This window comes from Shewanella sp. GJ50-10, assembly GCF_055808815.1.
This window is the reverse complement of sequence record NZ_JBVVSS010000001.1, coordinates 224,786-238,559: the sequence shown is the minus strand read 5'-3', so window position 1 is coordinate 238,559 and position 13,774 is coordinate 224,786. Positions and strand designations below refer to the sequence as shown.

General features: G+C 42.4%; 2 protein-coding genes. Both read left to right on the top strand.

Going from position 1 to position 13,774, the window contains the following annotated elements; all coding sequences use genetic code 11:
- The first annotated feature begins 23 nt into the window (after positions 1-23).
- Entirely contained in the window at positions 24-1,034 is a 1,011-nt protein-coding gene (gene hemB, locus AC0L4E_RS00860) for a porphobilinogen synthase (RefSeq protein ID WP_473677592.1), read from the top strand.
- A 229-nt stretch (positions 1,035-1,263) separates the two neighbouring features.
- Positions 1,264-13,695, top strand: a complete 12,432-nt coding sequence (locus AC0L4E_RS00855; RefSeq protein ID WP_473677591.1) for a T1SS-143 repeat domain-containing protein — start codon at positions 1,264-1,266, stop codon at positions 13,693-13,695.
- The last annotated feature ends 79 nt before the right edge of the window (positions 13,696-13,774 follow it).

Sequence of the window (13,774 nt, the reverse complement as noted above, 5' to 3'; positions counted from 1 at the left end):
CAAATTAATTTCAGGAGTCGAATGTGAATATTATTACTAGTGCGTTTCCACAGCGCAGAATGCGCCGCATGCGTAAACATGATTTCAGCCGCCGTTTAATGTCAGAAAACAAATTATCGGTAAATGATCTTATCTACCCAATGTTTATTCTTGAAGGAAACAATCGCACTGAACAAGTTGCCTCAATGCCTGGTGTTGAACGCTACTCAATCGACTTGTTATTAAAGGAAGCTGCTGAACTTGTTGAACTTGGGATCCCGCTAATTGCATTATTCCCTGTTACACCAGCAGAGAAAAAGTCATTAATGGCAGAAGAAGCTTATAACTCTGATGGACTTGTGCAACGTGCAGTTCGTGAGTTAAAGCAAGCTTTCCCTGAGTTAGGCGTAATGACTGATGTAGCTTTAGACCCTTTCACAACACATGGTCAAGATGGCATCATCGATGAAACAGGCTATATCCTCAACGACATCACTACTGAAATTCTTGTGAAGCAAGCGTTATCTCATGCTGAAGCTGGTGCCGATATTGTTGCCCCTTCTGACATGATGGATGGTCGTATTGGCGCTATCCGTGAAGCACTGGAAGCCGCGGGTCATGTGAATACCCAAATTATGGCTTATTCAGCTAAGTATTCTTCTAGCTACTATGGCCCTTTCCGTGATGCAGTTGGTTCTGCTGGTAACCTTAAAGGTGGCAACAAACATAGCTACCAAATGGATCCTGCCAATAGCGATGAAGCACTTCACGAGGTGGCACTTGATATTCAAGAGGGTGCAGACATGGTGATGGTTAAACCTGGTATGCCATATCTAGATATCGTTCGCCGCGTTAAAACAGAGCTTGCAGTGCCGACCTTTGCCTACCAAGTCAGTGGTGAATATGCGATGCACATGGCTGCGATTCAAAACGGTTGGTTAGCTGAAAAAGCCATCGTGATGGAGTCATTATTGTGCTTCAAGCGTGCTGGTGCTGACGGTATCCTTACTTATTTTGCCAAGAGTGCCGCTCAATGGCTTAAAGAAGAAAAGTAAATTGCTAAAATAAAGCGTCTAAATTTCTAGATTGTTTATAAAAAGAGGCCAATCGGCCTCTTTTTTTGTCACATTTTACAACTCTCCCCCTTAAAAGCATCAACATGTCTTTAATTCTTAAATAACAAGGTTTATGCTTAAATTTGCACTTAATTTGCCAGTGATCCTAGTATTAAGCTAAATACGTATAGATTACTGACAGCAATGGATTGAAAGTTAAGGAAAGCAAATGATTGTTGATGGTACCGAGGTAGTGTATTTCGTCAAAATAGGCTCAGGCATTTTCGCAATTGCGAACGATGGCCAATGGCATGCGATCACTCAAGAACAAATAGTTGATAGCATTCCTGTTTATGATATTTCGGCTGAAGATATTTTAATTAATAACGACAGCGCGCCATATATTGTTGTTAACCAACAAACAGTCATTATCCCCAACTCATTACTCATCAAATCATCTCAAGCACAAGCTTCTACGCAAGAAGCAAATACTGCTGAAACTCAAACATCAGATAATCAAAATACACAAGCTCAACCTACTGAAACTGAAGGGCTGAACTATTTTTATAATGTTATACAGACTCAATATAATAGTTTAATCGCTCAATCAGGTTATAACTCTCAAGGCGATAACCTTAACAATGATAGTGTTGGGATCAATTCTCTTATTGGTGAACAAGACTCATTTGTCACACTCACTTTATCCGTCAATATTGAAGATGCCAATGATGGATACTTAAACCAATTCGAAGTCCCAGCCGTCAATCTCTTTGGCCAAGCTTTAGATGCTATCAATGGTCAATTGTTAACCTTGATACTTACAGATACTCAAGGCAAACAACTGATGTTTGAAGTCATAGCAAATGATGATGCTTGGCAACTTACTAATGTTGATATTTCAAGCCTCGCAGAGGGGCTTATAACTGCTGAAATAAGTGCACCAACTTATCAAGGTATCGCCGAGCCCGCCTTTGATAATTCAATCAAAGATACTTTAGCGAATATCAGTATCGAAATTGAAGATCTTGATAATGTCATTAATGCTGCAGAAATATCTGCAGTCGTTATCAAAGGTACAGTCAATAATGTCGAAGATGGGCAAACAGTTGTAGTCACACTCACAGATGCAAACGGATTAAGCCGCCAAATCAGCACTACTGTAACGAATGGCTTATGGGTGCTACCCGCTCAAGATTTATCAGATTTTGATAATGGCTCGTTGTTCGCTACTGCTGAGGTCGTAGATATCGCTGGTAATCCTGTTGCTACGTCAACAACTGACCCTATTGATATTCTTGCTGCTGTAAATATTGTTGTCGACACCGGAAACGACGAATTTATTAACCGTTTTGAAATGTTGAAACTCGACTTTTCAGGCGTTGTTGAAGATATTGAAGATGGCCAACCTATTACCATAACCATCACAGATATTAACGGCCAAACCCTGACCTACAATACACAGGTAATAAATGGTGCTTGGCAAATTGAAAATGCTGATATTAGCCTACTTGTTGACGGCGCATTAAGATTTGACGTCAATTCAATTGATATAGCCGGAAATCCAGCAACTTCATCAACCACAGTTGTCAAAGACACTGTGGCCAATATTAGCATTAATGTCATTGACCAGGACCAAATTCTAAATCAGCAAGATATTGAGGATCTCAATACGATTTTTGGGGTCGCTAACAATATTGAAGATGGTCAAAAAATCATTATCACTATTACCGATATTGAAGGGCAAGTCGTTCATCTAACTTCCCAGGTTAATAATGGTATCTGGTCTTTATCTGGATTAGATGCTTCAGATCTTGCCGACGGTATTTTGCATCTTTATGCCGTCGCTATTGATGCTGAAGGTAACCCTGCCTTTGCGACCAATACCATTATTAAAGATACCCAAGCAGATATAACAGTTGAAATCCTTGATAACGATGGTGTACTCAATGCCAACGAAATGGCCCAAGTCGCCATTCAAGGTACAGTCACTAACGTTGAAGATGGTCAAACTGTCACCGTGACAATGACAGATAATCAAGGTAACTCAATCACTGTGACAACCATTGTAACCAACGGTATTTGGAGTTTGTCTCCTCAAGATTTATCAAACTTTGATGACGGTTCTTTATTTGTCAGTGCTGAAGTCAAGGATATCGCAGGAAACCTTGCTTCAAATTCTACTGATATTTTTGTCGATACCAGCGCTGAAATTACAATAGAAATCATTGATCTTGATGGAGTCATAAATACCACTGAATTAACACAAGTGATGATTCGAGGTAGCGTCGATAATATAGAAGATGGCCAACTCGTTACTATCACTTTAACGGATGACTTCAATAATTCATTGACCCTAACCACAAGCATATTGAACGGTGTGTGGAGCCTACCAGCTCAAGATTTATCTGCTTTTGATGATGGTTCATTAGTTGCTACAGCTGTAGCTACCGACGCCGTTGGCAATCAGGCACAAGCATCAACACTTATTCCAATTGATACGACAGCATTAATAGACATCACTATTGTCGATAACGATGGCGTCATTAACGCCACTGAAATGACTCAAGTGGTGATTCAAGGGACGGTCACCAACGTTGAAGATGGTCAAACCGTTACGGTGAACCTGACTGATAATCAAGGCCACTCGCTTACCCTAACCGCCATTGTCACTGGCGGTATTTGGACTCTTGCTGCACAAGATTTATCAGCCTTTAATGATGGCTCACTTGAAGTGACTGCTGAGGTCAGTGATGTTGCGGGTAACCCAGCGACTGCCACGACTCAAATACCTGTGGATATTCTTGCCGACATCACTATCGATGTGGATACCGGTAGAGACACTATTATTAACCGCTTTGAAATGTTGCGACTAGACTTTTCTGGGCAAGTTGATGATGTTGAAGATGGCCAAACCATTACCATTATCGTCACTGATAGTCTCAATAACCAACTCACTTTCAACACTACCGTTAATGCAGGTATGTGGCAGATTAATGATGCCGATGTTTCCTCTTTGATTGATGGTGATATTAGCTTTACGGCCAGTACTGTCGATGTCGCAGGGAATCCAACCTCAGTATCAACCTCTGTCAGTAAAGACTCTCAGGCAACAGTAACCATTGAAGCTGTCGATGCTGACAATACCCTTAACGCCGTTGAAGTCACAACCACCACGTTACGTGGTGAAGCGTTAAATATTGAAGAAGGTCAAAATGTATTGGTGTGGGTCACTGATGATAGTGGTACTAGACTGATATTTAATACCACGGTCGTTGATGGTTTATGGCAATTAGATAACCTCGACTTATCATCGCTCATTGACGGTGAGCTTACATTAAGAGCCTTTGCAGTTGATGTCGAAGGTAATCCAACTATAGGCAATAATACTGTTGATAAAGATGTTGCTGCCGACATCAGTGTTGAAGTTCTCGATAACGATGGCGTCATTAACGCCACTGAAATGACTCAAGTGGTGATTCAAGGGACGATCACCAACGTTGAAGATGGTCAAACCGTTACCGTGAACCTGACTGATAATCAAGGCCACTCCCTCATCCTAACAGCAATAGTCACTGGCGGTGTTTGGACTCTTGCCGCACAAGATTTATCAGCCTTTGATGATGGTTCACTTGAAGTGACCGCAGAGGTCAGTGATGTTGCGGGTAATCCAGCGACTGCCACAACCCAACTGCCCGTTGATACAACGGCATTAATAGATATCACCATTGTCGATAATGATGGTGTCATCAACGCAGTTGAAATGACCCACGTGGTGATTCAAGGGACGGTCACTAACGTTGAAGACGGTCAGACTGTTACGGTAAATTTAACCGATAACCAAGGTCATTCGCTTACCCTAACAGCCATAGTCACTGGCGGTATTTGGACGCTTGCAGCACAAGATTTATCTACCTTTGATGATGGTTCACTTGAAGTAACCGCTGAGGTCAGTGATGTTGCGGGTAATCTTGCTACAGCAACGACTGACTTACCTGTCGATACCACAGCATCTATCACTATTGATATCATTGATAATGACAACGTTATTAATCAAACAGAGCTCACTGGTGTTGTTGCAAGTGGCACTGTAACCAATATAGAAGTCGGCCAAACGATTACAGTCACCTTTAAAGACAGTAATAACCTTGAAACCACGGTAAGCACCTTAGTGTTAGCCGGTGGTGTTTGGTCAATAACGGCACAAGATTTAGCAGCATTGAGCTTCAGTGACGGCTTATTAACTGCTACAGCAACCACTGTTGATGTTGCAGGAAACCCAGCCTCAGCGACTGACCAAATTAATATCGATACCCAAGTCACTATTGATATCGACACTGGCGCTGATGGCTTTGATGTCGGTAAATTAACTTATGGTATTGAAAAGTCTCTTTCTGGCACGACCACCGGTGTAGAAGAAGGGCAAACTGTCACTCTCACATTGACAGACGGTTCACTCACTAAAACCTTTACCACCACAGTTCAAGCAGATGGCAGTTGGTTATTTGATGATGTAATTGATGTAGCAGGTTTAGATCAACGTCTAAGTTGGCAAATGGATGTCAGTGTTACCGATGTAGCAGGTAATAGCGCCGTTGATGACATGCCAAACCTAGATATCCCGATCGATGGCTACCTATATGAAATAGCGTTGAATATTAATAACCAAACCACAGCTAGTTTCAGTTTTGATATTCCTAATGCAGAACTTAGTCTTTCTGCTGACCAATCTTTTTTACTGCGAAATGAGTCAAACGGTGAAACCTTAACTATTGTGCTAGCGCCTGATGGTAAATCGTTCGAAGTTTTCAGAGACGGTGATGGTGAATTAGTTCTTGAAGCAACGCTTACGGGCACCGAGCTTGAGGTTCATTTATTCCAAACGCTAGATAATAATTCAGCTCAGAATTTATCAACCTTAATCAAATTAGAGGGTTTGCAAACCGATACCGATGGCACAACAGAGCAAATCATCACTTATGCCATTCTACATGTAAAAGACACCCCTGAACTTGCCATTGATGACCACTTCACCACCATTGAAGATACAAGCTTAACTGGCTCAATTACTGGTAATGATTACACTATTGAAGGGCCTCTCAAGGTAGAAAACATCAACTTTAATGGTGTCGATTATCCTGTGTCGGATGGCTCGCCAGCTATCATCGACACAGGCAAAGGCCAACTCACGGTTTTATTCAATGGTTTTTGGGAGTTTATTGCCGCTGATAACTTGGATAATACCGTTGAACAAGCAATTAGTTTTGATTACACAGTAACAGATTTCGATGGCAGTATTGCTTATGCCACCAGCACCATTACCATCATTGACGGTGCAATAGGCGTTATGGCTGACGCCAATGCGACAACTGCCGAAAGCACCATTAACAGCCCCAATGTCGATACCAAGCAATTCACTATTGCAGCAGGTTCTGACGCACTAGATCCAAACAGTGTTGTCTTCAGTATTCTTTCCACAACATCATTAGATGCGCTAGCCTTAACCTCAAATGGCGATACATTAATTTATACGCTTTCTGGCGATGCTAAAACGCTTACAGCCACTGCAAATGGTGAAACCGTATTCACCCTTACTCTCAATGCCGTCAGTAATGGCGACGATGTAGATGTGACCGCTACGCTTAATTTATCGCGCCCCATTGATCACATTGATTCTGATAACTTCGATTTAGTCACCTTAATCGATGCCACTGACACTGACGGCAGTAATATTGATCTCGGTAAACTAACCTGGTCGATTAATGACGGTGGTAATGCGGCCATTGAAAATGTTGAAACATTAACCTTTGATGAGTCGGCATTAAGCGGCTCTGCAATCGTGCAAAATGGAAAGTTAGACATTCAAGTCGGAGCCGATGCAATTAGCGATATTGGATTTGATATCAATCAAATGCCAACACTAACAGCAGGCGGAAATGCGATTGTTTTTGTGCTCAGCGCCGATGGATTAACGTTAACTGCTCACACTGGTGATATCGCCAACCCAGTATTTACCATTGAAATAGATTCAGGTTGGAATACTGAAACCAACACACTAAACCACGAATACACCACCAGCCTTTATCGCCCATTTGATCAAATAGGAACAGAAGAATCTCAATTTGGTTTGTTAGTGACGGATTTTGACGGCGACACCAGCACAAGCTTATTAACCATGATTGTTCAAGATGATACTCCTGGTGTCATTACAGATATAAGCGTTGAAGTGAGTGAATTGCCAAGCGTTACTGCTGGTATAAACAATCGCACAGAAGGCTTAATTGATATTACGACTAATGGCGATCCCATTGTAGATATTAAGTTTAGCGCTTTAGATGGAAACCCAGTCACTGATGTTGACGGCAACACGCTCACTCAAAATGGACAAGATATCCATTGGGTTATAACCAACGATGGTGCTACGGCTGAAGGGAAACTAGATGATGGTACAGTCGTATTTAGAATGTTTTTACCTGACGATATTCAAATTGATCCCGAAAGCAGCTCACAAGTTGCTTTTAACATGCGATTGCTAGGTCCTATCGACAATAATACTGACGACGGTACCTTTACAGCTATTGATGTAAGCGTCATTGCCTTTGACAGTGATAACACAGAAATAAATGCCAACATCAACATTAATATCTATGATGGCGAAACCCCTACCCTACCTGATGCGTTAAGTATCAATGTAAATGAAGGCGAATTAGTCGATAGCAATAGCGTATTAAACAGTGCCGAACTCAATATCGATAACGGCAGTGATGACATTATTAGTATTGAGCTAGATAGTGGTTTTATTTTTAGTGGATACACCAGTAACGGTCAAGCCATCACTCTCAGTAGCACATCAGATGGTAACGGTTGGTATAACGCCATAAGAACGGGCGATAACGACGCCGTATTTAGAATTCGATTTAATGCTAATGGTAAAGTTGAATTCGAACAATTTGAAGCTGTCGATCACCCATTAGCCGATGGTGAAAACAACTTAACCATGAGTTTTGACATTTTCGCCACTGACGCTGATGGCGATAAATCAAATACTCAAACCATTAATATCAATATCCAAGATGATGTCCCCGTGCAAAAGGACTCATCACTGACCTTCACTGAAGAAGATAATACCGATTATAGCGTGCAGCTATTTAACCAAAAACAGCAAGGCGCTGATGGCGCAACTGTCAGTAAGTTTATTTACAATAGTATTGAATATTCAGCCGGAGACTCTGTCGATCTGTTCACCGATACAGGGGTTAAATACGGTAGCTTAACCATTACTGCTGATGGTCAAGCCATTGTATCCAGTAAAATATTTGAATATGACGAACCTCTATATAGTGAAGTCGTACAGGTATACGTCACCGATAAGGACGGTGATACGGTTATTGATAACCTAACTATTACCGCTAAAGATAAATCAGGCTCAATCAGACTGCTCAATGCCGACTTTACTGAAGATACCGCTGGTACAGTGATCGTTTCCGCCTTCCCTGGGGATCTCGATGAAGGTGAGTTGATTCAAAGCATTGTATTTAACATGGCTTCTCTTGGCGGCGGCACACTCACATTAGACGGTATTCCAGTGCCTACAGACGGCGATGGCAACTACATTCTCGAGGGCGACGATTTATATATCAATAATTTTGGAGTGGCGATCCCTAGCGGCGACTTACAATACCACCCTGCAGAAGATTCATCCGATGCGACTCAATCTCTTGAGTTTGCTATCACTGTTAATATTAATAATAAGCCTTCTATTACGACTCTTTTCCCGGTCACCGTTGAATCAGTAGCCGACACACCAGAATGGGATGATAGTAGCCAGTTTACCTATGACGTAAATGAAGACTCTGGCGATATTGATGTCGATTTATTGGCAGCATCTAAAGATTTAGTGGCTGCTGATGCGCAAGGCTCAGAAGTCATTACTTATGTTGTCAGTAATATCTCTCTAGGGCTAACCATCTCAATACTCGATGATAATGGCAATAAGTTCTCTCTTGCTAACGGTCAAACGATTACCGCTGAACAATTAGAATCTTTAACCGCCAGTATTAGTGAAAACTTGGCGGGACAATTTAGTTTTGATATCCAAGCAACCACCACAGAGCCTGATAATGGCGATACTGCAGTAAGTACAGTGGAAACAGTGGTATTCAACGTCAATCCAGTCGCTGACTTACCTACCTTAAGCACCCGTGATATCAGTAGCAATGAAGATCAGGCTATCGCACTTTACGATATTCTAAGTGGCGAGCTAACGGACACTTCTGGCTCTGAAACACTACACTTTGAATTAACCCTACCTGACGGATGGACCATTGATGCCCCATCGGCAGTGTATTTAGGTAATGGCGTTTGGAATGTCGCGGCTGAAGATATCAACCCGACACCTCCTGCAACAGCGGCGATGCTAATCCCACTTGCTGATGCCAGCTCTGCGAATTTAGGTGACTTTACAATTACTGTGCGCAGCTATGCGACTGAGTCAGAACAAGATGGCTTAGAACCGGTTGATTCAGTCATAAGACCTAACCCTAATTACAGCGATCCACAAACCTTAACAGTCAGCCTTACGGGCGTTGCAAATGATGCGCCTACGATTACATCAGATCCTGCAGTTTGGGAAATATCCCCTGATGGCAACATCAACAGTGTTGTAGCATTTAATGAAGACACTGACATTCCGCTAAGCTTTACCTTAGTCACATCAGATGATGACGGCTCAGAGTCACTCAGTATTCGTTTAGTCGGTTTGCCTGAAGGCGCAAGTTTTATTGATTCTAACGGTCAAATAGTCAATTTACCTGTCGTCGGCTTTGAAGCAGGTGAACCTGTTTATAGCGTCACAGCCGATTTACTATCAAGTTTATCTATCCGCCCACCAGAAGATTTCAGTGGTCAAATAAACATATCCTTATTTGTCGAAAGTACTGAACTAGACGGTGATGTCGCGGAATATGAGCTTAACCTCAATATTGATATTGCACCTGTCGTAGATGAAACAACAACCTCACTGCGCACCACCAGCTATGGCCGTGAAGATCAGCCTATCGTGCTTAACTTACTGCCCGCATTGCTTGCCGACATAGATGGCAGTGAAACGATTTCGCAAATGACGATTTACCCATCCAGTGAAGGGATGATATTCCTCTTTGATGGTTCAGAAATTCAAGTCAGCGATTTAGGTTTATTACTGAGTGAATTAACCGATGAAAATAGTCCAACACTCATTGACCTGCTTTCTTCTGGTCGCCTTGCAGTATTACCTCCTGAAGATGCCGATGGTGATTTTAATCTTGATGTCACTTATCAAATCAAAGATACCTCTGAAACGGGAGAGGTTGTTTACCAAGATATCGATACCCAACTCACTGTCGTTGTCGACGCCGTAGTCGAGCTTATCACTCGCCTTCAAACCAATGACCAAGTGCTGCATAGTACCGACGGTACTCCTGTTGAACTCAGCGATGAAATCGTCTTTTTTGATGCTGATATCGATGGTTCAGAAGTGCTCGATTACATCGTTATTATCATGCCAAGTTCAGATGGCTGGTTTGTCACTCACCCAAATGGTGCCATTCATGACGGCGACGGCCGTTGGTTAATTCCAACTGATGGCATGACCAGTGATACGGTTCAAGAGCAGTCTCTTAATATCCTTGAGGGCATGACAATATCCAGTGAGAATGTCACAGGGCTGGAAACCATTACTGTTGAAGCCCGAGTGTTAGACAGAGACGATCCAGAAATCATCTCAACCAATATTTTTGTGACATTTGATCAACCCACATCAAACTCTAGCGCTTCAACCGTTACTACAGTGCAAGCATCAACTATTGATGCCATTGAAGACAACACCATTGATTTTGCAGGCCATTTAAACCTGTCAATCACCAGTGATGGCAATGATGTCATTAGCTTTAGAATACTTGCTAGCGATTTACCTGAAGGGGGCTATTTTACTGGTAGTGATGTAATTGCTTTATATGATAATAGTGGCGAGAATATTATTGAGTACGTATTCACTAGCGCCTCACTATCGAGCTTAAAACTACATAATGTCAGTGATGATTATGCTGGTGATTTAACCATACCCATCAGAATTATCGCGACTGACTCTCTCAGTGGTGACACTGTTATTGATGAAAGCCAAAGCTTTGATATTAATATCACTCCAGTAGCCGACGGGCTTAGTTTAAGTGCAGTTGTCAGTAAGATGAATGAAGACCAACCTGTCTCGTTAGGATTATCACTGTCATATGTTGATACGGATTCCACCGCCAATACAGGTGGTGTAGAAACGGTCATCTTGGACGACCCTGCAAACTTGTTCACCATCCAGCTACTCGATGGTGGCACCTTGATTGACCCAAGTGGGTTATTCCAGCTTAAATCAGGCACCACTGACACTTGGGAATTCACCGGTAATACGCAAGCAGCGCTTAACGGCGCATTGACCTTTATCCAGTTCTCCCCTCCCGAGCATTTAAGTGGCGACTTTAGAATTAAAGTTTCCGGCAGTGTCATCGACACAGCCGATATTGATGGCGCCGATGTCACTGACTCATTAACCTTCAGCGATACCATCACCATTAATGTATTACCAGTAACAGATGCCGCAGACGTACCACTAGACACGGTAACAATACTGGGCACTGAAGATACAGACATTGCGTTAACGGGTATCGACAGCAATGTGGTCGGCCTAATTGATTTAGATGGCTCAGAGGTCATGTACATCACCTTAAATGGTGTCCCAGAGGGCGCAACGGTTTATTATCAAGATGCAGGTGGCAGCTTACATATTTTGCCAAATGATGGGCCTGACGGCGGACAACTTGATGGCGCACCAACCAGTTATTGGACTGTAACGCCAGACCAGCTTGATAGCCTAGTGATAAAACCACCCCATAATTTCAATGGTGATATACCGTTATCACTGTCTATTATCACCCAAGAATTAGGTACCAGTGATTACGTCACTACCAGCATGGATTTACTTATCGGAGTAAGCCCTGTGGCCGATGGCGTGCAAATTATTACTCCACCTCAATCCCAGTATGATGCCATCGAAGGCGATATCATCGACGTGGATTTAGATGCCGAGTTAATTGACCTTACCGGTAATGAAGTCTTCTTCGTTGAAGTCATCATTACCTCTGCCGATGCAGAGGCACTCGTTAGCCTATCAGGTATTCAAATTGGCAATCAATTTACCCAGCTAACTCCAGATGGTAGTGGCGGATTTATTGCGAGCTTAACAGTCACCGCGACAGAACTCAGCACTGTGAGTATTTTGCCGGGGGAATTGGCGTTTGGTAACTTAAATGTCGTCATGAATATCGCCAGTATTGACTCAGCGAATGTACTAGGAAGCCAAGAAGTTGATCAAAGCACGGCTCAGACAGTTAACTTTGATATCGAATTGACCCCCGAAGTCGATGCGCCAATTTGGACCCAGTTTGCCGATATTGATGCGACCACGACCAATAATATCCCTTTGAATCTAGGGCTTGAGTTACAAAATCCTGCCCCTGGAGAAACCGCCACACTGACCATTCTAGGAGTGCCTGACGGAGCAACATTGTCAGCAGGAACCCAGCAAGGCAATAAATGGCTTGTCCCTATTGCCGACGTTGCTAGCCTCACACTCAGTGGTGTTACAGCTGGAACTAGCTTTGAACTCACCCTAGATCCGACTGCAACACTCAACGGCGAATCTGCTGACGGTTTCTTAGAAACGATAACCGTAACAGTGGATCCAGCCGCTGTAATGAGCAGTGCAGCTGTTATGGCTAACTTTGGTGCCTTAAATGCCAATGAGCTAATGATTGCTAACGAACCAGTGCAAGATAATGCCAAAGTTTACGATGTTGAGTTTGAAGATTTCCAGCAAGAAGTAATGCAAGAAATGTATCAACGAATGCAGCATGAGCATATGCAACAGTACGACACTCATTATCGTTATCTACTGCCTATAGACCCTAGCGACTCTATATTACCAATAGAAGTTGAGCTAACTGATGCAGATGTAAGTACAAGTGCAACAGCCTCAAATGAAGATATAACATCTTCTATACAGCTGCAGACGATTGCCAACTCAGAAGCAATATCAGCAAATTCTGAGCATCAACAACAAACTCACATAGCGGATAATGCTAAGCCAGAGTATGGCTATCAAGATCCAATAGCAATTGACGATGCTATTCAGCCACAACTTGTGCCGACTGAATCGCTTCCTGTAGAAGTGTCTTTTACTGAAATAGCTTCTCTATTGCCTGAGCCAATTTCAGTGTTATTACCTGAAGCGGAATTATTGAGTATTATCAGCGCAACGCAAGATCCTGAGCTACTGCTCGTAAGCGTAGAATCTTATGTAGGAGACAAATTTGTTGAACAACCAGGATTGGGTCACATACAGCCTATTCCTGAAACAGTTACACAAACGGCTTCTCAAACTCTTGCAGCACAAATAGTAAAAGATGGTTCTGAAGCTGAAGGACACACTTTAACCTCTCTTAGCGATGCAATAAAAGAGTCAATTGCAAATCAAGATTCATTAATCACTAATGTTGAAAGTGAAAGCTTTTTGAATCAATCAGAACTGGATGAAATAAACCAATTAACACAGCAACAAACGCTATTAAATCAGAGCTAAACATTAATTAAACATAAATTAAGAATGCAACAAAGCGATTAAGCTAACCTCAAAAAAGCGGTTAACTAGCTGATAAAAT

What these genes read in the sequence shown, in the direction of transcription:
- AC0L4E_RS00855 (WP_473677591.1), top strand. Translation starts at nt 1,264, where the DNA reads ATGATTGTTGATGGTACCGAGGTAGTGTATTTCGTCAAAATAGGCTCA.